At 37.0% G+C, this 23081-nt stretch carries 24 protein-coding genes and 1 riboswitch; of the genes, 1 reads left to right on the top strand and 23 read right to left on the bottom strand.

The window, feature by feature from the left end; genetic code table 11:
• Window positions 1–185 precede the first annotated feature (185 nt).
• Window positions 186–1235 (bottom strand): homocysteine S-methyltransferase family protein, encoded by a 1050-nt coding sequence (locus OB_RS03765; protein ID WP_011065099.1) that lies wholly within the window; start codon window positions 1233–1235, stop codon window positions 186–188.
• Window positions 1236–1310: 75 nt separating this feature from the next.
• A riboswitch (SAM riboswitch) is annotated at window positions 1311–1416 on the bottom strand.
• A gap of 460 nt (window positions 1417–1876) precedes the next feature.
• Between OB_RS03765 and OB_RS03760 the strand changes: the two genes are divergently transcribed.
• Window positions 1877–2305 carry a DUF1801 domain-containing protein gene (locus tag OB_RS03760; protein WP_011065098.1) on the top strand — a complete coding sequence of 143 codons (429 nt, stop codon included), beginning with the start codon at window positions 1877–1879 and terminating at the stop codon, window positions 2303–2305.
• A 1-nt stretch (window position 2306) separates the two neighbouring features.
• On the opposite strand, the gene OB_RS03755 is transcribed toward OB_RS03760, so the two are convergent.
• From OB_RS03755 to OB_RS03655, 22 genes are all read right to left on the bottom strand, one after another.
• Window positions 2307–3491, bottom strand: coding sequence for a thiolase family protein (locus OB_RS03755; protein WP_011065097.1), 1185 nt, complete (start codon window positions 3489–3491; stop codon window positions 2307–2309).
• Window positions 3492–3510: 19 nt separating this feature from the next.
• Window positions 3511–4665: an acyl-CoA dehydrogenase family protein gene (locus OB_RS03750; protein WP_011065096.1), complete on the bottom strand. Its 1155-nt coding sequence runs from the start codon at window positions 4663–4665 to the stop codon at window positions 3511–3513.
• Window positions 4666–4776: 111 nt separating this feature from the next.
• Window positions 4777–5976 carry an ABC transporter substrate-binding protein gene (locus OB_RS03745; protein WP_011065095.1) on the bottom strand — a complete coding sequence of 400 codons (1200 nt, stop codon included), beginning with the start codon at window positions 5974–5976 and terminating at the stop codon, window positions 4777–4779.
• A 32-nt stretch (window positions 5977–6008) separates the two neighbouring features.
• Window positions 6009–6716: an ABC transporter ATP-binding protein gene (locus OB_RS03740; protein ID WP_011065094.1), complete on the bottom strand. Its 708-nt coding sequence runs from the start codon at window positions 6714–6716 to the stop codon at window positions 6009–6011.
• Window positions 6709–7473 (bottom strand): ABC transporter ATP-binding protein, encoded by a 765-nt coding sequence (locus tag OB_RS03735; protein WP_011065093.1) that lies wholly within the window; start codon window positions 7471–7473, stop codon window positions 6709–6711. The genes OB_RS03740 and OB_RS03735 overlap by 8 nt, the downstream gene beginning before the upstream one ends.
• A gap of 14 nt (window positions 7474–7487) precedes the next feature.
• On the bottom strand, window positions 7488–8474 hold the full coding sequence (locus OB_RS03730) for a branched-chain amino acid ABC transporter permease (RefSeq protein ID WP_011065092.1): 987 nt from the start codon (window positions 8472–8474) through the stop codon (window positions 7488–7490).
• Window positions 8475–9338 (bottom strand): branched-chain amino acid ABC transporter permease, encoded by an 864-nt coding sequence (locus OB_RS03725; RefSeq protein WP_011065091.1) that lies wholly within the window; start codon window positions 9336–9338, stop codon window positions 8475–8477.
• 175 nt (window positions 9339–9513) lie between these two features.
• Window positions 9514–10323 (bottom strand): enoyl-CoA hydratase/isomerase family protein, encoded by an 810-nt coding sequence (locus OB_RS03720; protein ID WP_011065090.1) that lies wholly within the window; start codon window positions 10321–10323, stop codon window positions 9514–9516.
• Window positions 10324–10328: 5 nt separating this feature from the next.
• The gene (locus OB_RS03715; RefSeq protein ID WP_011065089.1) at window positions 10329–10799 is read right to left on the bottom strand and encodes a 2-phosphosulfolactate phosphatase; all 471 of its coding nucleotides are present in this window, start codon (window positions 10797–10799) and stop codon (window positions 10329–10331) included.
• Window positions 10796–11068 carry a 2-phosphosulfolactate phosphatase gene (locus tag OB_RS18745; protein WP_011065088.1) on the bottom strand — a complete coding sequence of 91 codons (273 nt, stop codon included), beginning with the start codon at window positions 11066–11068 and terminating at the stop codon, window positions 10796–10798. Before OB_RS18745 ends, OB_RS03715 begins: the two co-directional genes overlap by 4 nt.
• Window positions 11069–11090: 22 nt before the next feature.
• Window positions 11091–12152, bottom strand: a complete 1062-nt coding sequence (locus OB_RS03710) for a phosphotransferase family protein (RefSeq protein WP_011065087.1) — start codon at window positions 12150–12152, stop codon at window positions 11091–11093.
• Between the two features lie 25 nt (window positions 12153–12177).
• Window positions 12178–12582 (bottom strand): acyl-CoA thioesterase, encoded by a 405-nt coding sequence (locus tag OB_RS03705; protein ID WP_011065086.1) that lies wholly within the window; start codon window positions 12580–12582, stop codon window positions 12178–12180.
• 31 nt (window positions 12583–12613) lie between these two features.
• The gene (locus OB_RS03700) at window positions 12614–13180 is read right to left on the bottom strand and encodes a TetR/AcrR family transcriptional regulator (RefSeq protein WP_011065085.1); all 567 of its coding nucleotides are present in this window, start codon (window positions 13178–13180) and stop codon (window positions 12614–12616) included.
• Window positions 13181–13265: 85 nt separating this feature from the next.
• Complete coding sequence (locus tag OB_RS03695; protein ID WP_011065084.1) at window positions 13266–14441, bottom strand: thiolase family protein; 1176 nt, start codon at window positions 14439–14441, stop codon at window positions 13266–13268.
• A 34-nt stretch (window positions 14442–14475) separates the two neighbouring features.
• Window positions 14476–15249 carry an SDR family oxidoreductase gene (locus tag OB_RS03690; protein WP_011065083.1) on the bottom strand — a complete coding sequence of 258 codons (774 nt, stop codon included), beginning with the start codon at window positions 15247–15249 and terminating at the stop codon, window positions 14476–14478.
• A 15-nt stretch (window positions 15250–15264) separates the two neighbouring features.
• Window positions 15265–16470 carry an acyl-CoA dehydrogenase gene (locus OB_RS03685; protein ID WP_011065082.1) on the bottom strand — a complete coding sequence of 402 codons (1206 nt, stop codon included), beginning with the start codon at window positions 16468–16470 and terminating at the stop codon, window positions 15265–15267.
• Window positions 16471–16490: 20 nt separating this feature from the next.
• On the bottom strand, window positions 16491–16901 hold the full coding sequence (locus OB_RS03680; RefSeq protein WP_011065081.1) for a MaoC family dehydratase: 411 nt from the start codon (window positions 16899–16901) through the stop codon (window positions 16491–16493).
• Window positions 16898–17347 (bottom strand): MaoC family dehydratase N-terminal domain-containing protein, encoded by a 450-nt coding sequence (locus OB_RS03675; protein ID WP_011065080.1) that lies wholly within the window; start codon window positions 17345–17347, stop codon window positions 16898–16900. Before OB_RS03675 ends, OB_RS03680 begins: the two co-directional genes overlap by 4 nt.
• Before the next feature lie 27 nt (window positions 17348–17374).
• The gene (gene fabG, locus OB_RS03670) at window positions 17375–18139 is read right to left on the bottom strand and encodes a 3-oxoacyl-ACP reductase FabG (protein ID WP_011065079.1); all 765 of its coding nucleotides are present in this window, start codon (window positions 18137–18139) and stop codon (window positions 17375–17377) included.
• Window positions 18140–18151: 12 nt separating this feature from the next.
• Window positions 18152–19330 (bottom strand): acyl-CoA dehydrogenase family protein, encoded by a 1179-nt coding sequence (locus OB_RS03665; protein WP_011065078.1) that lies wholly within the window; start codon window positions 19328–19330, stop codon window positions 18152–18154.
• 342 nt (window positions 19331–19672) lie between these two features.
• A complete protein-coding gene (locus OB_RS03660) occupies window positions 19673–21256 on the bottom strand; it encodes a long-chain-fatty-acid--CoA ligase (protein WP_011065076.1) in 1584 nt (527 codons plus the stop codon).
• A 264-nt stretch (window positions 21257–21520) separates the two neighbouring features.
• Window positions 21521–23050 carry a M14 family zinc carboxypeptidase gene (locus OB_RS03655; protein WP_011065075.1) on the bottom strand — a complete coding sequence of 510 codons (1530 nt, stop codon included), beginning with the start codon at window positions 23048–23050 and terminating at the stop codon, window positions 21521–21523.
• Window positions 23051–23081: the final 31 nt, after the last annotated feature.

The following is a 23081-nucleotide window of genomic DNA, read 5'->3' as shown; positions in this document are numbered from 1 at the left end:
AGATCGCGTATGAATTTTCCATTATTCCAGTTCATCATATAATGATTACACGCCTTAAATTCTTATGTTTCTCTTCTTTTCACGTTCAAGTTAGAGGATTTATCTGTCTCCCTCATAATTGCCACACCCATCAACCTCTTTGATTTTTCCAATACGCTAATAAATCCTCCAGAGAAATGACGATATTATGCCTTGAATCGATAACCTACGTTATGCTCTTTTAAACTTTTATCCTTACCAAACAAGAAATGTTTCTCCATGTCAGGAGAATAAGGAGAATTAACGGTCTCTTTCCCAACAGACTCTGCAACAGCTCTTAGCATAGCTGGAGAAGCCCCACAGCATAATCCGATATAATTAACACCGATTTCTTTTGCTTCTTTAGCCCATGCTGCCAGTTCATAACGGTTATGGTACAGTGGATCTAATGCAGTTGGAAAAGTGGTCTCAGTAGGGAGATGACAGCTACACCCACCATCAGGTAAATTGAAAAAAGTCGGATGCTCATTTGATGTACGATATGGAATAGGTAATGCACCTACATAACCGTCTACATGCTGTCTAATTTTTGCGATATAAGGCTGCATTGTATCTGGACCTCGGAAACAATTCATGCCAACAACAAGGGCTCCTTTTTCCGATAATATCTTACACGATTCTTCTACTGTATAGCAATCTCTTAAGATGTTCTCTCCCATTAATCCTAGTGTGATGACAGCTGGCAAGTCTTTTTTCAATATTTCTTCCAAAGCAATCTCTGCCTCTTCATGATAATAGAACGTTTCCCCATTTATAAAATCAACGTCTTCTTCTTTACTCCACTGTGCCATTTCGGCAAACATCTCTCTCACTTTATGTTTGCTTGATTCATCATTAGGGTCAAAGATATTTGTATTAGAAATATTTCCTGCAACTAATGCTTCTTCCTGTGGATGTTCTTTGGCTACTTCTTTCGCTAAACGAATAGCACTTCTGTTCAACGGTTCTAGTAATTGTTCCTTACCAATAATACGCATTTTCTCTCGATGTGCATTATATGTAAATGCTAATACAACATCCGAACCAGCGTTCATAAAATCACGATACGTCTGTTTTAACGCATCCGGATTTTCAAGGGCTACTTCTGGTACAAACGAACCTGCCTGTAAGTACCCCCTCCTCTCTAATTCAAATAAATACCCTTCTCCTGCTATTACCGTGCCTTCTTGCAAACGTCTTTGTAAACTCCGCTTCATAATAATCTCCTCCTATTCTAAAAATCAAAAAACCCCTCTTCTAAAAGTAAGAAGAAGGGTTAAAATACATAGCTCTTCTTATCTTTAAGGCTTGTAAGCCTATTGGAATTAGCACCATACCTTATCTAGGCTGGTTGCTGAGACTTCATCGGGCCAATCCCTCCATCTCTCTTGATAAGTCTAACTATATTAAATTTTTAAAAAATTAACTTTATAATATTCTAACTGATAACATTAAAATAATCAATAGTGAAATTTATTATAATTTAGAAAAGCTGATTTTTGTTCGTAGTGAAAGGTTGTAAATCAAGCTCAACATAACCAATCGTAAAATATAGCAAATTGAAAGAAAACCAAGAGCTATTATTGCAAAGAACCAGCACACACTTTTTATAAGATACTTGGTTATTAGAGCGCTTCTATTCACCAATTCCCTAGTATTTTTCTAGATTTTTGGGCATTAGAGCGCTTCTAGAAAAGGACTTTTCTTTTACTAGTTAGTTGGATCGGTGAATGGCAGCAAAAAAGCGATTCGACTGAACGAAAAAATCAAGCAGCGCAACATTTTTATAAAGATAGTTTATTAATTATACGATTCGTTTGTTATACTATTATCAATCATAGTAGGAGGAGCGATGAAAATGTATGAACTAAAAACAAAAGAAACAGAAAACAGTGTTATTCAATTCATCGAAAGTATCGATCATGTTCAAAAGAAAGAAGATGCTTATCAATTATTAGATATATTTACCGAATCTACTGAGTATCCAGCAAAGATGTGGGGAACAAGTATTATTGGTTTTGGAAAATACAAATATAAATACGCTTCTGGCCACTCGGGTGAATCTTTAATGGTAGGATATTCTCCTAGAAAATCAAAAATCAGTCTCTATCTCTCAACAGAAGTTTCTCAAGATAATGAATTATTGACAGATTTAGGGAAGTACACTACAGGAAAATCATGCGTCTACATTAATAAACTCAGTGATATTAATCTGGATACTTTACGTCATTTAATTAAGAAATCTCTCAATCATATACAATCAACATATCCTGATAATGCAAAATAGCTTAGCATTGTTCAATTAATATTGCCATTCCTTGACCGCCACCAGCGCACAAGGTAGCTATGCCATATTGTTGTTTTCTTCGAATTAACTCATAGATTAATGTCGTAATTATCCGTGTTCCTGTAGCACCGACCGGATGACCTAATGCAATTGCACCACCATTAACATTTACTTTTTCATAATCCAAACCTAGTTGGCGGATGACAGCGATACTTTGAGAGGCAAATGCTTCATTTAATTCTATTAAATCTATGTCTTGCAATGTTTTATTCGTTCGTTTAAGTAATTGATTGACTGCGGGTACTGGTCCAATCCCCATCATTTCAGGAGACACACCTGCTGTACTCCAGTCTATAATTCTTGCGAGTGGTTTCAACCCAAGATGTTTGGCCCGTGACTCTTTCATGATTACCAGAGCTGACGCCCCATCATTTCTGCCACAAGCATTACCTGCCGTCACCGTACCGTCTGCTTCAAATACCGGTTTTAGACTTGCTAGTTTCTCTAAAGATGTATCAAGTCGAGGATATTCATCTACTGCAAATACAGATGTTTGTTTCTTTTCCTTAACTTCGATAGGGGCTATCTCTTTTTTAAATCGTCCTGTTTCGATGGCTTTTTTTGCTCTGTGCTGGCTTTCTAATGCAAATGCATCTTGATCTTCTCTTGATATTTTATATTTCCTAGCAACATTCTCAGCGGTAATTCCCATTGATAGGCTCTTACCATAGATTTCTGGAGGTTGTTGTCCTGCTTCTAAATTAGAATCTACGATAGTTGTTCGATCCCCTCCAAATCTAGTATTTCGTAAATATATTGGAGATCGGCTCATACTCTCTGCTCCCCCCGCTACTACAATATCAGCTTGATTGCTTAGAATTTGTTGCACTCCGGATGTCACTGCTTGAATTCCAGAAGCACATAATCTATTTACCGTGAAAGCAGTAACTTGTTCAGGAATACCAGCTCTTAGTGCTGCGACTCTAGCAATATTCGATGATTCTGTTGATTGTCTTACTTCTCCTAAAATAACCTCATCTATATGATCAGCAGGAAGATTGACTCTTCTCAATGATTCTTTCACTACATGGCTTGCTAGGAAACCAGATGATATGTTTTTCAATGATTGGCCATATGCTCCAATTGGCGTTCTAATTGCACTAACAATAACGATCGGATCCTCCACCTTTATACCTCCCTGCTTCTTATCTGTTGCTATAGTGTTTTTTCAATTGTCCTGCAATAATATTCTTCTGAATTTCCGATGTTCCTTCATAAATCCGAGTAATACGCGCATCTCTATAATATCGTTCCACTGGAAAATCAGATATATAACCAATTCCCCCATGCACTTGAACTGCTTTATCTGCCACTCGGTTGTATACTTCGGAACCATATAGTTTTAACATCGCTGCTTCTTTAATGACATTTTCTCCATTATCTACCATCCACGCCACTTTATATGTTAAGGCCCGCAATGCCTCTATCTCCACAGCCATTTCTGCTAACATATGTGCTACTGCTTGATGGTCAATAATCGATGTCCCGAATTGTTGTCTTTCAATTGCATAGGTAGTCGACATATCTAAGAGTTTCTGGCATGACCCTAAATTTCGAGCCGCCAAACCAGCTCGACCATTCGTTAAAATTTTTAATGCATTCACATACCCTTGCCCTTCTTCACCAAGTAAATTCTCTACTGAAACTTCACAATCATCTAAAATTATTTCTGCAGAGTGAGAACCTTTTAGCCCCATCTTCTCTTCAACTGCGCCTACATGAAATCCCAAATTACTTTTCTCAACAATAAAAGAAGAAATGCCTTTAGCACCTTTGGCAGGATCGGTAACTGCCATCACAGTAAACACTTCTGCCTCAGTGGCATTGGTAATATAGTGTTTTGTTCCATTTAATATATATTTATCTTTCTTTTTAATAGCCGATGTTTTCAAAGCACTTGCATTTGATCCAGCTTCCGGTTCTGTAAGGGCAAATGCACCAATTTTTTCTCCGCTTGCCATAAGAGGTAAGTATTTCTGTTTTTGTTGTTCGTTTCCCATCTCTACTATTCCAACAGTACCAATTCCAGTATGAGCACCAATGAGTGTTGTATACCCATTATGGGTGACTCCAATTTCTTCATATAATGCACATTTTCCTACCATTCCAATACCTAATCCCCCATATTGTTCGGGTATACTTAAACCAAATAATCCCATTTGTTTTGATAATTCGATTATTCGATCAGGTATTTTATTATTTCGTTCAATATTATCAGCAACCTGCTCTACCTCTGTTTGAATAAAATTCCGTACGTTATCCTTGATAATTTGAATATCTTCATCTAATTCAAAATTCATATCGGATTACCTCCTGTTCCGTACATAATCATTGCTTCTTATGGAAAAAAGAAGTAAAACTTGGCAGTGAAAAATGCCAAGTTTTATTGTTTTAAAAATGATTAGAAAAGGTTAATCGATTGGGATACCTATTATTTCTCCATCTTCTACTGCACTGACTCTCGTAACAATTTCGAATGCACCATTCTCGTCTATACTTGGGATGACATATACTTGTTTATCTTCTGGCAAAGCATCTAAACCATCCTGTATATGCTCTCGGATTACGGTAGCATCCTCTACATTTCCTGCTGCTTTCATTGCTTCAACAAAAATATACAAACTCACATAATGAAAACCAGCTTCTGATCCCGGTTCAATTCCATGTTCTTCTGTATATTTCTCTACAAATGCTGGTACGCCAGGATAATCCGCTTCGACTAATGGCATCGTTCCAATCGCACCTTCCAAGACGTCATACGTCTCTGTAATTCGTTTCATCTCATCTAATTTGGCTTGGTCCATAATAATAAATCCACCTTCAAATCCAAGCTGTCTCGCCTGATTAACCACATTCGCTGTTGGTTCTGACGGTCCTCCGAGGAAGATTACATCAGGATCTGATTCTAAAGCGTTGGTCAATAAAGTATAAAAATCCGTTTCTTTTGCAAAATCTACTGATGCCTTGTGAACTACCTCTCCCCCTTGTTCCTCCCAATGAGGCAGTAATTCCTCTGCCCAATCTTGACCGTACTGTGTTACTGGAGGAATCACTGCTAATTTATTTCCAAACCGCTCCATCGAATATGTTGTAAAAGGTTCGACATATCCGTGATAACTTGGTGGAATTCTTACGGTTAATTCATTTCCCTGTTCTGTAATTGCAGGTTCACTAGAATATGCACCAATAATAAAATTCTCTTGCTCATTAAATACTTGAAGCGCTGCAATACCACCACTATGTGGGGTATAAATAATTGGTGTAGCGTTTTCTTGCACTAATCGTTTGGCATTAGAAGCTGACTCATTTGGTAAATATTTATCATCAAGAGAAACAATATTTAATTTATATGTTTCACCATTAACCTCAAATCCCTCTTCATTAATTTCTTCTGCTGCCATTTCTAAACCATTTAAAGTATTTTCCCCATATAATGCAGCAGAACCACTTAAAGGACCCGTATATCCAATATTAACAACCTTTTCTTCTGTCTCTGCCTTCGTACTAGAGTCTGAACTGTTATTATTGGATGTATTACCGTCAATACATCCCGTTAAAATCACGATAAGCAAAAAGGAAATCAAACTTAAGAAAATTTTGTTTTTTCTCATTAAAATTCCTCCTATTTTTAAGATATTGAGTTTTAAGCCCCAATATAAGCCTTTCTAACTTCTTCATTTGAAAGCAACTCTTCTTTTGGACCTTCTACTACAATTCCTCCGTTTTCAAAGACATAGCCCTTATTGGCAATGTTTAAAGCAGCATTCGCATTTTGTTCTGCTAGTAGGATAGTAGTTCCTTCCTGATTAATTTGTTGAATACTATCAAACATTTGCTCCACAATTAAAGGCGCCAATCCTATGGAAGGTTCATCTAACAACATTAACTTCGGTTTAGCCATTAGTGCTCTTCCAATAGCTACCATCTGCTGTTGTCCACCACTTAGTGAACCTGCCATATGATGACGTTTTTCATGCAATATTGGAAATAACTCGTAGACTTCCTTTAGGGTCTGCTTTATTCTACTTTTGGTTTTTCTATGGATATAAGCCCCCATTATCAAATTGTCCTGAACTGTCATTCGAGGAAATAATTTTCGGTCCTCTGCACATTGTACAATCCCTGCTTGCACAATCTTATCTGGTGATTTTCCATTCAATGCGATGCCTTCAAAGTTTATTTCACCAGAAGCTGGTTTGTTCAATCCACTTATTGCACGAAATACTGTACTTTTCCCAGCTCCATTAGATCCGAGTAATACAACAATTCCGCCCTGATTTACTTGAATATTAATATTGTTTACAGCTGCATAATTTCCATATTTCACAGTAACTTTATTTAGCTCAAGCACTTGCACTCCCCCCTAAATAAGCACGAATCACTTCCTCATTCTGATTAATTTGTTTCGGTGTGCCTTCAGCAATCTTTTCACCATAATTTAATACCATGATTTTGTGAGCTAACTCCATAATCATTTTCATCTTGTGTTCAATAAGACAAATAGTAATTCCTTGCTGCGCCATTTTTTTAATTAATGCAGATAATTCTTCCGTTTCATCAGGATTCACTCCAGCTGTTGGTTCATCTAGAAAAATAATTTCAGGATCTGTCGCCAATGCAAGTGCAAATGCTACTCTTTTTTTCTCTTCTTGTGACAAATTTGCAACTGGTACATCCGCTATATTTGATAAACCAACAAATGAAATGACCTCTAGCGCTTTCTGATTTGATTGGTCTTGTTCTTGTTTTAACCGTTTTGTTCGAAAGATCGCATCCCACAAATTTGATTGAGTTCGTAAACTATGACCAACGACAACATTTTCAAAAACAGTCGATTTTTCAAATAGATTTGTAGTTTGAAAAGTTCGTGCAACCCCTAATTCAGCGATTTTATTTGCTGGTAATGTAGAAATATCTTTGCCTTTAAACATCACTTGCCCTGAAGTAGGTTTGTGAACACCACTGATTAAGTTAAAAAATGTTGTTTTCCCTGCTCCGTTTGGGCCAATAATTGCGTTTATTTTCCCTTTATCTATTGAAAAATCAACATTATTTACGGCACTTAATCCCCCAAACTGTTTGGATAATGCCTTTGTTTCTATATACATGTATACACCCCTTTCTACGCTTCTTTTTTTAGTTGTTTTTGCCGTAAATCTCTTTTTTGTTGGATGTTTTGCTTCATGCTAGAGAACATACCTACAATACCTCGAGGGGAGAAAATGATTAACAGTGCCAATAATGGACCAAATATTAGCATTCGATAATCTTGTAAGAATTGTAGATTTTGAGAAAGCCATACGACTAATAGAGTACCTATAATCGGACCAGATAATGTACCAATACCTCCGACAATTAAATACATGAGTAGATCAAATGTTATATTTGTAGAACCGATATCTGGACCTAGGAACCGTATAAAACTTGCATATAACGCACCCGCTAATCCTGCAAAAAACGTAGATAATACAAAAGCAAGTAGTTTATTTTTTTTCGTTGAAATACCTAATGATAAAGCGAGTTGTTCACTATTACGAATTGCGATTAGCTTTTTTCCGACTATGGAATTTACAATTCTATAAATCACGAAAATAGAGAAAAGCAATACGATTAAAATGAAATAGTATTGAGCGATATTACTCTCAAAAGAGATTGGACCAATATCAGATGGTAACGGTATGCCCATTAGTCCGCGAACTCCTTCTGTTAAACTATCCCACTTATCAATTAATAAATAGATGACGTACCCTACACAAAGTGTGTATATAGCAAAAAAATGTTCCTTGGTGCGCAATGCAATTAAACCAATTCCAAATCCAATGATTGTTGTTATAATTGGTGCTAAAATTAAAGCTAGCCAAAAACCCACTTCTGCCTTTACGGTTAGTAAGCCTAATGCATATGCTCCAATTGCAAAGAATCCAGCATGAGCCAATGATAAATAACCGGTATATCCCGCCAGTATATTTAATCCATATACGGCGATCATCCATATAAACGATAGCGTCATGACATGAATATAGTAATTATTTTGGGTGAATAGAGGGAAGAGAATAGCAACCATGAGTAATCCAATAACGATATATTTTTGTGTATTATTTTTAATCATTTAGTGTTCCCCCTTAGCAAATATGCCATTAGGCTTGATAGAGAGAATAATGATCAGAAGAACGAAAGCAATAATATCTTTATAATCACTAGAGATATAGGTTGCCCCAATACTTTCACTAAATCCTAAAATATAACCACCTACAATAGCACCAGGTATACTACCCATACCACCGATAATAATAATAACAAATGCCTTTAAGATAACGAGGTGTCCCATGCCGGGAAATACAAGATTGATTGGCGATGTAAGTGATGCTGCAATTGCCGCTAAAGCGCCAGCTATAAAGAAAGTCAACATCGCTACTTTATTCGCATTAATACCAACCAAAAACGCACCTTCTCGATTTTGCGACAATGCAATGATAGTTCGACCTATAAACGTTTTCTTAAGAAAAGCATAAAGTAATATCATAACAACAATTGCTGCCACAACAATCAAGATTCTCTGAACCGTAAATGTTAATCCAAATACATTGACTACTTCATTGTATGGTGTTGGCATCTCTCGAAAATCTGGACCCCAGAACAGCTGAGCAAACGCTTCTAAAAATAACAACATTCCAATTGCAGCAATCATACTATTAATGGAGATAGAATTTCTTAGAGGATGGAATATAAGACGTTCCATTAATAATGCTAGGGTTCCAACTACTAATACAGAAATAAGCATCGATAGCCAATAAGATAATCCCAAATAGACCATCATCGTTAATGTTACGTAGCCACCAATCATATAAATGGCTCCATGAGCAAAATTGGGTACATGCAAAATTCCATAAACAAGTGTGAGACCTAATGCTACTAAACTATATACACTACCGATCGTTAAACCATTGAATAACTGTTGTATTAATATCTCCATGCATTCTCCCCCTTCTTTCTATAAATTCATATAGTGGGTCAATTTCTTAATAGATATTTTATTTTGATCTTCATTGCAGATGGACGCTTTCCTCAGGCACCGGCTTTAAACGCAAACTTATATTCTTATAAATTAAAGCGTTTACATTTTGTCGAATAAATACTTTTCAAATTGATTATTGACTTCTTTCTTTACTTTCGTTTTTACCAAATTGCGGATTTCTCTTTTCCTTAAACGCGCGTACTCCTTCAGCATGGTCCTCCGTTGTTACCATTGTCGCTTGTGTAATTCTCTCTTGCTCCAGAATTTCTGACAAATTGGAGGTGAGTGAGAGATTGGTAAGTTTTTTAATAAATCCATATGCGTAACTAGGACCAGACGCTATGTTAGACGCGAACTTTTCGACTTCAACATCGAATTGTTCTTCTGTATAAATTTGATTAACAATTCCTAATGTATGTGCCTTCTCAACAGTGATTGGCTCGGCATTAAAAAATAGCTCTTTTGCTAAATATGGACCAATTAACCTTGGAAGAAAATATAATCCGCCACCATCAGAAATTAAACCTACTTTAGAAAAACTAAGGATAAAATTACTTCCTTCCGTAGCTACAATTAAATCACTTGCCAATGCTAAGTTGAATCCAGCGCCAGCTGCATAGCCATGTACTGCAGCAATAATTGGCTTCTCTAAATTATTCATTTGAATGATTAACTCATTTAATTTGCCGATATGATCGTAAGTGTGAATAGGATCCTTCACCCCCATTGTTTTTACATCCCCACCAGCACTAAATGCTCTTCCAGCTCCCTTGATAACAATAGCTTTTACTCGATCATTCGCGTTAGCTTCAGTTAATGCTTCTTTTAGACCTAGTATCATTTCTGGACTAAACGCGTTTAAACGATCAGGCCGATTTAACGTTATATACATAACATTTTCCTGTATTTCTACAATTACATCTTCATACGTAAATTCAGACATTTTCGTCACCTCTTTAAATTTTTGTGAATCACATACGTACCATCTTTTAAATAAGGAACTACAAAACAGGTATCTTTTTCAGCTACATATTGAATATCATGATGATGCCCCATCTCTACTAACTTTCTTCCTACCCGAGAGTTTAGTAGTACTTCTTCTGCTTGGTTATCTTTTCCAAGATAAAATTGATGAGATGCCATGGCTGCATCTGTCAACATCCACTCCAAATGCTCATTAGAATACTTCTCGAGACATTCAATGAAATAACCTGCTCCATAAAAATCCTCTACATTAAATCCACCAGATGAACCAGAGCATACTAGTATAATCGTCTCATTTTTGTAATATTGCAAAATTTCTTTCGCTACAGAGACTGAATTTAATAATGAAGCAGCATATACTTCGTTCGCTGCATGAGCATTCTTCATTGCAACAGTTCCATTCGTTGTGGAAAGTATTACTGTTTTTTCATTCACTTGAGCAATCTTGGACTCGGAGAAAGAAAACCTTCTAACGTTAAGCCCTGATATTCTCCAACCAATAAACAGTTTTCCTTCCTTACTTTACATGCTTCCCGCTTTGCTTCGTCTCCATGAAGGACAGGTATGACTTCTTTAGCACCATGTTCTAATACAGTGGTAATGGTGGAAGTAGCTAATAAAATATCAAATACTACCACAATCTTTCCTTCTAACTTTTTTCGATTTAACTCCTCTTTCTTAAGCACAACATGTATTTTCCCCAATTAAACACCTCATTCAAAAGGGTTATATTTTTTTATGCGTATTTTCCAGTGCATACGTGATGAGGTTTTTTACATAACCATTTAATTGCTTAAATCTCTCATCGTTTGTTTGACCTTGATGCCAACGGTAATAAATTTGTTGGCAAATGACAGCTAACTTAAAATAAGCAAATGTCAGGTAAAAATGGATATGGGAAACATCTCTTCCGCTTTTCTTAGAATAGGTTTCTATCCAATCATTTCTAGTAAAAAAGCCGGAGTACTGTGTAGTTACCTCTTTATCACCTAAACCTTTTTGTAATAACGGAGAATCATTTAACTCAGTCCAGTAACTCATCGCAACTCCTAAATCTGCTAAAGGATCGCCGACTGTAGTCATTTCCCAATCAAACAATCCGACAATTTCACTAAAATCGTCATTAAACATTAAGTTATTCAATTTATAATCATAATGAATAATGGTAGTTTCCGAGGAAGTTGGAATATGTTTTATCAACCAAGTTTTTAATTGTTCCACCCCGTTAATCTCATCAGTTTTTGATTTATCATACCTTTTAATCCAACCATGAACCTGTCTTTCTAAGAAGCCCTCTGGTTTGGTAAAATTCACTAGATCCGTTTTGGTGTAGTCTATCTGATGAAGTGTTACCAATGTATCAACCATATTTTCTGAAACTTTACGGCATAATTCATCGGTTACCTGCAACTCTTCAGGAAAATCCGTATCTAATACAATTCCTTTTTTCCTTTCCATTACAAAAAAAGGACTTCCAATTACGTTCGCTTCACCATATATAAATGCTTTAGGAGCAGGTGAAAAATGGGCTTGTATTGCCTCTAAAATACTAAATTCTCTGCCCATGTCATGCGCTTTTGGGGCAACTGGACCTAGTGGCGGTCTTCTCAAAACCGCTTCCCAATTTCCAATTTTCAATAGATAAGTCAGATTCGATCGTCCTGCACTGAATTGCTTCATCGTTAAAGGTCCAGTTGGAATATTTGTTAGCTCTTCTCTTAAGAAATCTTCCAAAGCTCGTTGATCAATTTCTTCTCCACGACGAACTGGAATGGTCTCTGCTGGCATCTTTATCCTCCTTACATCGAAAAATTCACTTCACAGTTGTTGCGAACCATGCTTCAAGGTTGGCTCTTAATTGTTCTGGGATAGCTACCGATTGTTGCTTCTCATAATTAAAACAGACAATTACAGCTGTCGCTTGGGCAATTTTTTCATCCTGCTTATTCACTAGCGTGTGTTGCATATGAAAACTCTTGCCACCGATTTTTGAAATAGTTGTAATTACTTTTAATATTTCATCTCCATATGCCTGTTGTAGAAAATCACATTTGATCGAAGCCAATATAAATCCTAAAGAAGAGTCTCGATTAGGAAGAATTTTCTTAAAGAATTTAGTTCGAGCCTCTTCAAAGTATAAGAAATAACTTGTATTGTTCACATGCCCAAGCATATCTGTTTCACTAAACCTTACATATACTTCAATCTCATCCTTCATACATATTCATACACCTTTCTGTATGGATTGACTATTCGAGATTTATTCCATTTAAAATTAACTCCATATAATATTCGGTAAGTTCTTCTTCAGATACTTCTCCATCTGGATTAAACCAATAATAACTCCAATTTGTAATCCCAAGAATTCCTAGTGTTAAAATATCCGGACGAATGTTTTTATTAAACTCTCCTTCTTCTATTCCCTTTGTAATAATTGTTTGCGTATTTTTTCTGAATTTATTTCGTATATTTCTCACGACTTCTAAGTTTTCGCCTTGCAAATGACGAATTTCTCTGGCAAATATTCTCGCACTCTGTCGCTGTTTTCGAATATTGCGGATAATTAATAACACATTATTGTATAGCTTTTCTTTATAGGTTAAGGTACTATCATTCAAAATTTCTTCTTGGGAAAGTAAAAGGTTTTGAATATACGTTAAATTAATATCCTTTAATAATTCTTGTTTGCTCTTGTAATAATAATAGAAAGTACCTTTGGTAACTCCTAATGCATCTACAATACCTTGAATGGATGTTTCGCTGTAACCATGTGTATCAAACAATGGTATACTCACTTGAATAATTTTATCTCTCATAATCTATGTTCCTCTCATTTTTGTGGGTTATATTATAGCATACATAATCCACACAAATGTTATAAGCCTCGATTACACCTCACTACTATTCTCTTTCAATTAATGCAGAAATTCCTTGCCCACCACCAATACACGCTGTTACAAGTCCATAGTTGCCACCGATTCGCTGTAACTCATACACCATTTTTGTTATTAAAATAGCTCCTGTTGCTCCAAGTGGGTGTCCATGAGCAATTGCGCCGCCATTTACATTTAATTTGTTTCGATTAAATGCAAGCTCACGATCACAGGCTATAACTTGTGCTGCAAATGCTTCATTTAATTCGATAAGATCAATATCTCTTAAGCTTAAATTTGCTTTTCTGAGTAGTTTTTGTGTAGCTGGAACAGGACCGATCCCCATCACATTTGGGTCCACACCTGCCACTGCAGCATTTCTAACAATTGCCAATGGTGTTAAATTTAATTCTTCTGCTTTTTCTCTCGACATAATCACAAGAGCAGATGCCGCGTCATTTAATCCAGAACTACTACCAGCAGTCACTGTTCCCTCTTTAACAAAAGCAGGTGGTAATTTCTTTAATCCTTCCATAGTCGAGTTTGGACGTGGATGCTCGTCAGTATCGAAAACAATGGCTGCTTCTTTTCGTAGAGGAACTGAAATTGGTACAATTTGTTCTTTAAATCGCCCTTCTCTCATTGCTTCTTCCATTCGTTGTTGACTTGAAAGCGCATATTCATCTTGTTCTTCTCTAGAAATATTATATTTTTTTGCAAGGTTTTCAGCCGTTATTCCCATCGGTGGATCGCCTATGTGCTCTGGAGAGAGTTTGGATTTACGAATCGTTGGCGGCACAGGACTAAACGCTTTATCTGGCCGATCCATCAAATATGGAGCACGGCTCATACTTTCCATACCTCCAGCGACATAAATGTCTCCCATTCCTGACTGAATAGCCTGCTGCGCAAGAACAATGGCATTGATTCCCGAGCCACACTGACGATCAATAGTTAGTCCTGGTAAATGTAAGGATAAATCTGCTTGTAAAGCTGCTAATCTAGCGATATTTCCCCCACCGCTTAATACATTCCCCATAATGACATCATCGATTAGCTCTGGATCTACCTTTGCTCGCTTCACTGATTCTTTGATTACTTCTGCCCCAAACACATGTGCAGGCACCGTCGCTAATGCTCCTCCTTGCCTGGCAATCGCTGTTCGGACAGCAGAAACAATTACCGCATCTCTACCTCTATTCATCATTTATTCACATCCATTTTCATAAAGTATGATGCTACATTGCAGCAGATCCTCCATCTACTACTATGGTTTCTCCTGTAACAAAGTCAGATGCCGAAGAAGCTAAAAATAATGCTACACCTTTTAGATCTGTATCTGTTCCAAACTTACGTAGAGGTGTTCGGCTTAGAAATTTATCCTTGCTCCTTTCAATTAAAACTTTCGACATTTTTGTTGGGAAAAATCCTGGCGCAATGGCATTTACGTAGATTCCACTAGGCCCCCATTTCACTGCTAGATCTTTTGTGAATGTAATTACTCCCCCTTTACTCGTGTTATAACCAATTGCATCCATTAACTCAGGATCAGAACCTTTTAAACCAGCTACTGAGGCAATATTGATTATTTTGCCATATTCTTGATCCTTCATAACTTTTCCTACCGCTTGTGACATTAAAAAAGTCCCAATAACATTGACATTTATCACTTTTTGAAAGGCTTCTAATGGCATATCATCAACTGGTGCTCCCCAAGTTGCACCACTGTTATTTACCAAAATGTCGATGCCTCCAAATTTTTCAACGGTCTGTGCAACTACCTGTTTAATATCTTCTGGATTAGTGATGTCACACTTTAATGCTAATGTCTGAACTCCAATTTCTTCTAGCTTCTCACTTACTTCCTTGCAATTTTCTTCCTTTCTGGAACAGACAACTACATTTGCACCAGCTTCAGCAAATCCTTCAGCTATTTGTTCGCCGAGTCCACGTCCTCCACCTGTAACGATGGCTGTTTTTCCCTTTAGATTAAATAACTCTTTAACATGCATACACTCAACTCCCGATTATTGATACTTCTTCAGTTCCCATTTTGCTATGGACTTGCGATGAACTTCATCAGGACCATCAGCAAGTCGTAACGTTCGTATGTTAGCCCAACTCGCAGCAAGCGGGAAATCTTCACTTACTCCCGCTGCTCCCAATACTTGAATAGCTTTATCAATTACATCAAGCGCCATATTTGGAGCAATTACTTTTATCATTGCAATTTCGGATTTTGCTTCTTTATTGCCTACAGTGTCCATCATATAAGCAGCTTTTAACGTTAATAATCGTGCTTGTTCGATACTTATCCTTGCATTTGCAATCCACTCTTGGATAACCCCTTGTTCTGCCAATTTTTTACCAAATGTTTCCCGATCAAGAACACGCTTACATAAAAGTTCTAATGCACGCTCCGCTGCCCCTATCGTTCTCATACAGTGATGAATTCTCCCCGGCCCCAATCTTCCTTGAGCAATTTCAAATCCTCTTCCTTCGCCTAATAACATATTCGTTGCAGGTACTCTCACATTGTGATACTCAATTTCAGCGTGACCGTGTGGTGCATGATCGTAGCCAAAGACAGGTAATGTTCGTTTAATCGTTACACCAGGTGTATCCATTGGAACTAAAATCATTGACTGTTGTTTATGCTTTTGGGCAGCTGGATCATTCTTCCCCATTACAATAGCGATTTGGCAGCGAGGGTCTCCAGCTCCAGAAGACCACCATTTTGTTCCGTTGATAACATAATCGTCACCATCCCGGATAATACTTGCCTTTATATTTGTTGCATCCGATGAAGCAACATCCGGCTCTGTCATAGAAAAGCAAGAACGAATCTCTCCATGTAATAAAGGTTCTAACCACGCTTTTTTTTGTTCTTCCGTACCATATCTTTCTATGGTTTCCATATTACCTGTATCAGGAGCAGCACAGTTAAATACTTCTGGAGCGAGGCTAGAACGTCCCATAACTTCACACAATGGAGCATATTCCAAGTTTGTTAATCCCGCTCCGTATTCACTATCTGGTAAAAACAAGTTCCATAGTTTTTCATCTTTAGCTTTCTGTTTCAATTCTTCAAGAATAGGTGGGATGGTCGAAAAACGATCCATGGGGTCCAGTTGCTCCTGATATACTTTTTCATTCGGATAAATATACGTTTCCATAAATGACGTCAATTTTTCTTGATAAGAATTCACTTTATCTGAGTACTTAAATTCCATCTATTACACCCCAAATCCATCTATTCATCTTTCAATAATTTAAATTTAATCGAGCCTTTAATAACAGATTTATCATGCTGATTGACAGCTTTAACATCAAATAGTAAGTTGTCACTTGCCCTATCTGTGACTTCCGCCTGCAATGTGACCGTATCATTTAAAAACACCATTCCAGCAAAACGAATCTGATAGTCTTGAATAAACCCCTCTTCATAATATGGTGTAAATAATTTTGCTAGATTTCCCATGGTCCACATGCCATGCGCAATAATCCCTGGAAGTCCAGCTTTTGCTGCTTCTTCATCGACTGTATGAATGGGATTAAAATCAAGAGAAGATCCGGCATATTTAATTAAATCCATTCTCGATACGGGGCTTAATGTGATCTGTTCTAATCTATCTCCCGTCTGAAGCTCTACTAGCTTACTCATACTTCCATCGCCTTCCTTACTTTTTCAGTAATTATGATAGTAGCTTCTTCTGTAAAAATAACATTACCTTGTACGTCTTCACCGTATCTTTTCGTAACTAAAAAGCACATCAAACCATTTTTTCCTTCTTTTTCATAGTAATCTTTTACTTGTGTATAACAATATAATTCTTCCCCTACCAATAAAGGTCGTTCATAGTGATAAATCTGCTCACCATGTATGAGTCCCTTATTTGGAAGATGAAGTCCTTCAATCTCTCCGTAGTCAAATACTCTTGGAAACGTCGGAGGTGCGATATTTCTTCCATACCTTGATTGTCTGCCAACCTCTTCGTCCACATAGATTGGATGCAAATCACCAATCGATTCCGAGAATCGTTTAACAATGCCCTTTTCTACAACGTTTTTAATCTTTTTTGACTCTTCCCCGATCACCTGACGAAACATAGATACACCCCATTCTTCATTTAAAAATTATGCTTTTGGTCCGCCCGCAACATAGATTACCTGACCACTCACAAATGATGATTTTTCATCCGCAAAAAATGCCACTGCATTCGCAATATCCTCTGGCTTTCCACTTCTTCCCACTGGAATTTGACTCACACTTCCTTTTACAAAATCATCAAATGGAATACCAACTCTAGCAGCAGTTGCTTTCGTCATATCCGTTTCAATAAAGCCAGGCGCAACAGCATTTGCAGTTATACCAAATTTCCCTAATTCAATGGATAATGTTTTCGTCAGTCCTTGTAATCCAGCTTTTGCCGTAGCATAGTTCGCCTGACCTCTATTCCCAAGGGCTGATGTTGATGAAATATTAATAATGCGTCCATACTTTTGCTCTACCATATACTGTTGAACTGCTCGAGTTGCATGAAAAGCTCCTTTTAAATGGACATCCATCACTTGCTGCCAATCATTGTCTGTCATTTTAAATAACAAATTGTCTCTAATTACTCCCGCATTATTTACAAGAATATCAATTGAGCCAAATGCGTCATTGATTTCCTTTACCGCCAACTCTACTTCTTCTGCATTTACAACATCTGCAACCTTTGAATAAACGGTATAGCCTTTTTCTGTAAATTCTTTTGCTGACTGTGATAAAGCTTCTTCGTTAACATCAATAATTGCTACTTTTGCTCCTTCTTCTGCGAATAATGAAGCAATAGCCTTCCCAATTCCTCTACTACCACCGGTAATTAAAGCTACTTTTCCAGAAAACCTATTTGTCATCATTTTTTCCTCCTATACGTACTGTCCTAATTTGACATGACCTTTTAGTAGATTCCTAGATATAATGAGTCGCTGAATTTCGTCCGTTCCATCATAAATCCTCCACAATCTTGCTTCCCGATACCAGCGCTCTATTGGCAATTCACGTGTATAACCCATCCCGCCGTGAATTTGCATAACACGATCAACGACTCTCGTACCCATATTTGCCCCATACAATTTAGCAATAGATGCTAGGTGTCGATTATCTTCTCCTTGATCAAGAGTGAACGCTGCGTTTAGAACAAGCCATCTTGCTGCTTCTACTTCCACTGCAGAATCCGCAATCTGCCATTGAATTGCTTGCCTTTCTGAAATAGGCTTACCGAATGTTTCTCGCTCTTTTGAATAATCAATCGCCATTTGCAATAGTCGTTCTGCCGTCCCAACTGCGCGAGCACCGACAATCCACCTTGCAAATCCAATCCATTCGAGTCCTAGGTTATAGCCTTTATGCAATTCTCCTAAAATATTCTTTTCCGGGATTCGAACATTTTCAAAAAACAAGCTAGCTGGTCCCCATTCCCCCATCGTATGAATATATTCGGATTCCCAACCCATATCACGGTCAGCAATAAAACAAGTAACGCCTTCTCTACCTTTTGTCTTCTGATGTAATTCCTTATCGGTAATCGCGATCACCATAACAAAATCTGCTTCATTCCCACCAGTAATAAAGGTTTTTTCTCCATTAAGCACCCATTCGGAGCCATCCTTTACTGCCGTCATTTTAATATTTTGTGTATCAGACCCAGCACCTGGTTCTGTCATTGCAAAACATGACTTCTTCTCCCCATTAATCGTAGGAATTAAGTATTCATTTTTTTGTTCTTCGTTGCCATAATATAAAATATTATCCGCAGATCCTCCAAATTGAAATGGGACAAAAGTTTTCGATACTTCCATCGCAACTATTGCTTGCATCATTTGTCCTAAATCTGCTCCACCATACTCTTCAGGCGTATTTATTCCCCAAAAGCCTGCATTCTTAGCTTTCAACACTAATTCTTCTTCTTTTTCTTTTGAAAGACTAGGTTTACCTTCTCGTTCATTTCGTAGCACATCATTCTCTAAAGGAATAAGCTCCTTTTCTACAAATTTGCGAATCGTTTGCTGTACCATTTTTTGTTCATCCGTTAATCTTAAATGCATCGTTTTCCTCTCCTTTTCACCATCTATATGTTATAAGCTCGACCTTAATACTAACCGGTTGGTATGTTTACTCTAAAAATTTTTATAGTAGTTGAATCAAGTTAATATATTTGGCATAAGATCCCAATGTTACGCTGTTTGATTTCCATTGAAGACGGACGCTTTTTAGCAGGCAGAGTCTCAGCTAATTTGAATAGCAGACCACTTTTCAAGTGGATCTTCAGCTCATTATTCAGAGCAGGAGTCCCGTATTTCATTCCGATCAAAGCCAAGTATTTCGTCAATTTGTATATATAATTTTCACTGCATATTTATATAGTAACTAACCAATATAAAATTGACTTAACTATATTGTTCTTTTAGCTTTCTTTTTAAAATCTTTCCAACAGCTGTCTTTGGTAGCTCTTGCAAAAATTCAACCGAACGGGGTACTTTAAATGAAGCTAATCTATCTCGACAATATTGGATTAGATCTTCCTCGGTTAGTGATGCATTATTTTTCAGTACTACAAATGCTTTTACTGTTTCCCCGCGATATTTATCTGGCACCCCAATAATCGCAACTTCCAGTACACCTGGATGTTTATAAATAACATCCTCAATCTCAACCGGATACACATTATAACCGCTTGCAATAATAAGATCTTTTTTCCTTCCAGTAATATAAAAGAACCCATCATCATCCATCTTTGCTAAATCTCCAGTATATAACCAACCATTTCGGAGCACTTGATTGGTTTCATCTTCCATTCTCCAATAACCTTTCATCACTTGAGGTCCTTTAATTATTAACTCACCTACTTCACCATTCGGTAATGTCTCTTCCCCTGTAGCTAAATCAACTATTTTAGAATCTGTATTTGGTATAGGTATCCCAATACTCCCTGGTTTCTGTAATCCTTCAACTGGATTACGGTGGGTGACTGGAGATGCTTCAGACAATCCAAATCCTTCCGCAACATTGGATCCACTTACATTATTAAATTGATGTATAATTTCCACTGGTAACGGTGCAGATCCACTTGAACATGTTCTTAAACAACTTAAGTCAAATTGCTTCTCTTCATGATAATAATTTAATAGAGCGATAAACATCGTCGGTACGCCCATAAATAAACTAGGCTTCATCTTCTCAATTATGTTCACTGTTTGTTCGACTTCAAATCGTGGAACTAAAATTAAATTTCCCCCAATGAAAAAGGTAAAATTCATACAACTGGTCATTCCATATACATGAAATAATGGTGATATGGTTAACACCTTTTCTTCTCCAGTGTTTATATTGATTTGCGAAGTACCATAACTTTGTATCGTATTAGCCACCAAATTATAATGAGTGAGCATAACACCTTTTGATCGTCCAGTAGTTCCTCCGGTATATTGCAAAACCGCAATATCTTCCGCTGGTTCAATCGTAATCTCTGGTAATTTATGTCCCTTGTCTATAAGCAATTCATTAAATTTGGAATCGCTTTCAAAAGAAACCGGAATGATGTTCATTAAGTCCGTTTTATCTTTAACTTCTCCAACTATAGGTAACAAACTATCCAAACAGATAATAACCTTGGCTTCTGAATCATTTAATACATGTAAAAGCTCATTAGCCTTATACATTGGGTTAATTTGAACAATAATTCCTCCACAAAGCAATGTAGCAAAATAGCTAATCGGATATTGTGGACAATTCGGCAACATTAAAGCTATCCGATCGCCTTTTTCAATGCCTAAATTATAGAGGGAATTCGCTACAGAATAAATCATTTTTTCAAGTTGTTGATACGTATACGTCTGGTCAAAAAAAGTCATTGCTACCTTGTCTGCGTAAGTTTCCACAGATTTAAAGAATAGCGCTTGAAGTGAGATTTCTGGTATTTCGACATTGGTTGGGTTTCCTTTTGGAACATGTCTTATCCATGGTCTATCCATCTATTCTCCTCCTTCATCATCAACATACTAACCATACGGTATGTTCAGAATATTATAATAAGTATTATAACAAAGATTAAATGAAAATCAATCATTAATTTATTTATTTTCTACCATTCTCTCTTCAATTCTATAAAGTAAGACTACTTAAGTAAGGTATTGAAACAAATTTACACACACTATTTATTTCATCCCTAGAAGCAATTTAAAAACCGTATAGGAAATGAATCCTATACGGTAATATCATATGTTTTTTTGAAACGGTTAGTCCATCCATTTTTCTTTTAAAAGTTCTGTATACCCTAGCAGGTCTCCTGCCGCATCTTCAGATATTAGTTCGTTATCAACTTGATAGTCTAATAGATCGATTAAACCATCTAAGTGTTTATTTACTTTTGTGCTATCCTCATTCTTTTCAAAACGGTCTATAGCGGTCAATTGCATCTTTAATGTACGTACATCCCTTTCATTTATGAACGCATTCTCATTTGCAAAGTGATCGACTAATGAATTCATATTCACTGCCGTCCCTACATTTTGACTATTATATAATGCTATACCTTCTACTTCATTATAGGTTGCACGTTTATCAAGTAAAAATGGAATAACCGCCATTTTTGGTTGACTCATCGATATATACTTACCTGCACTATATACATCTTCTTTCTCTAGAGAAAAAAGATTCATATGCGTAGCCATTGCATCTGCTTGGTTATTTGTAAGTAAATAACCAGTTGGTTTCGTTTCAATGACATTTGTCGGTTCCCAATTATCTGCACCATCTAAATAGAAAGGCTGATTTTGCTCGCTACCTATAAACGCTTGTCTCTCCGGAGCACCAGATACTATGGAAGTAATTTCTTGAAAACGATCATGGTAAAATGAAAGCACACCTTCTACCGCTCGCAATTGCGCATCTACTCGATAATTAGGTTCTTGTAATCCAGCAGTTTCCGTTAATAAACCAAGACCATTACGTAATCCAAGCATATTACGCATGATACGCTCATCTCCACCACCAGCTCCTCCCGGGGTTCCATATAACCCAGTTGAAAATCCGTACTCTTCTACTGATGGGAATAAGTAATCTTCTACCATCTCTTGATTCAGAGAGCGTAACTCTTCATCAATATTCAAATTTCTAGGCCATAACATTTCAATATCTGGATTACCACTGTCACGCGGACGTTCATGAGCATCAACTGTAATATCTGGATTGAACTCATCTAAAACACTTGCGATTGCCTGTACCTCTAACGTACTTAAACTCAAATGTTCTCGATTAATATCAATGCCATCAGCATTACTTCTGGTATCCGCTTCTCTACCGTCAGGATTTGCAGTTGGTATAAATAAAATTGTCGTATCATGAAGAAGTTCCACCAACTCTTCATCCTCAGTAAAGGCTAAGTCTCGTAATAGCTCTAAAGCCATCTCTCTAGGAGCAGCTTCATTTCCATGCTGTGTACCAATCACTAACATGTTGTTTCCATTCGCAATGTCTTCATCAGACGGAGGTTCTGGGAAACCAACACGTACAAGATGTATAGGTCTGCCCTCTACACTCGTGCCTATTTGATCATAACTGACGCGATCCGACAATGTAGCTACTTCTTCTAAAAACTCAAGTTCTTCTGGATGCGTCGTCCATCCTTCTCCATTTCGTTCTTCAAATCCAGTTAAAGGTGGCTCGATATCCGTTTCCTCTGCCAAACCTGTAAGTGGAAATAATGTGATCATTAACATAACTATGACAAGCTGTGACAAACGTTTCTTCCAATTAAAATAATTCATTGTATCCATCCTCCTTTTTAGATATACAAAA

The organism is Oceanobacillus iheyensis HTE831 (genome assembly GCF_000011245.1).
GTDB classification, from domain to species: Bacteria; Bacillota; Bacilli; order Bacillales; family Amphibacillaceae; genus Oceanobacillus; species Oceanobacillus iheyensis.
Note: the sequence above shows the minus strand (reverse complement) of the source record. Positions and strands in the feature narration are given on the sequence as shown.

What these genes read in the sequence shown, in the direction of transcription:
- OB_RS03750 (WP_011065096.1), bottom strand. Translation starts at nt 4,665, where the DNA reads ATGAATTTTGAATTAGATGAAGATATTCAAATTATCAAGGATAACGTA.
- OB_RS03700 (WP_011065085.1), bottom strand. Translation starts at nt 13,180, where the DNA reads ATGAGAGATAAAATTATTCAAGTGAGTATACCATTGTTTGATACACAT.
- OB_RS03725 (WP_011065091.1), bottom strand. Translation starts at nt 9,338, where the DNA reads ATGGAGATATTAATACAACAGTTATTCAATGGTTTAACGATCGGTAGT.
- OB_RS03675 (WP_011065080.1), bottom strand. Translation starts at nt 17,347, where the DNA reads ATGTTTCGTCAGGTGATCGGGGAAGAGTCAAAAAAGATTAAAAACGTT.
- OB_RS03680 (WP_011065081.1), bottom strand. Translation starts at nt 16,901, where the DNA reads ATGAGTAAGCTAGTAGAGCTTCAGACGGGAGATAGATTAGAACAGATC.
- OB_RS03760 (WP_011065098.1), top strand. Translation starts at nt 1,877, where the DNA reads ATGTATGAACTAAAAACAAAAGAAACAGAAAACAGTGTTATTCAATTC.
- OB_RS03665 (WP_011065078.1), bottom strand. Translation starts at nt 19,330, where the DNA reads ATGCATTTAAGATTAACGGATGAACAAAAAATGGTACAGCAAACGATT.
- OB_RS03655 (WP_011065075.1), bottom strand. Translation starts at nt 23,050, where the DNA reads ATGAATTATTTTAATTGGAAGAAACGTTTGTCACAGCTTGTCATAGTT.
- OB_RS03720 (WP_011065090.1), bottom strand. Translation starts at nt 10,323, where the DNA reads ATGTCTGAATTTACGTATGAAGATGTAATTGTAGAAATACAGGAAAAT.
- OB_RS03660 (WP_011065076.1), bottom strand. Translation starts at nt 21,256, where the DNA reads ATGGATAGACCATGGATAAGACATGTTCCAAAAGGAAACCCAACCAAT.
- OB_RS03705 (WP_011065086.1), bottom strand. Translation starts at nt 12,582, where the DNA reads ATGAAGGATGAGATTGAAGTATATGTAAGGTTTAGTGAAACAGATATG.
- OB_RS03695 (WP_011065084.1), bottom strand. Translation starts at nt 14,441, where the DNA reads ATGAATAGAGGTAGAGATGCGGTAATTGTTTCTGCTGTCCGAACAGCG.
- OB_RS03730 (WP_011065092.1), bottom strand. Translation starts at nt 8,474, where the DNA reads ATGATTAAAAATAATACACAAAAATATATCGTTATTGGATTACTCATG.
- fabG (WP_011065079.1), bottom strand. Translation starts at nt 18,139, where the DNA reads ATGACAAATAGGTTTTCTGGAAAAGTAGCTTTAATTACCGGTGGTAGT.
- OB_RS03685 (WP_011065082.1), bottom strand. Translation starts at nt 16,470, where the DNA reads ATGGAATTTAAGTACTCAGATAAAGTGAATTCTTATCAAGAAAAATTG.
- OB_RS03765 (WP_011065099.1), bottom strand. Translation starts at nt 1,235, where the DNA reads ATGAAGCGGAGTTTACAAAGACGTTTGCAAGAAGGCACGGTAATAGCA.
- OB_RS03735 (WP_011065093.1), bottom strand. Translation starts at nt 7,473, where the DNA reads ATGTATATAGAAACAAAGGCATTATCCAAACAGTTTGGGGGATTAAGT.
- OB_RS03745 (WP_011065095.1), bottom strand. Translation starts at nt 5,976, where the DNA reads ATGAGAAAAAACAAAATTTTCTTAAGTTTGATTTCCTTTTTGCTTATC.
- OB_RS03690 (WP_011065083.1), bottom strand. Translation starts at nt 15,249, where the DNA reads ATGCATGTTAAAGAGTTATTTAATCTAAAGGGAAAAACAGCCATCGTT.
- OB_RS03710 (WP_011065087.1), bottom strand. Translation starts at nt 12,152, where the DNA reads ATGCCAGCAGAGACCATTCCAGTTCGTCGTGGAGAAGAAATTGATCAA.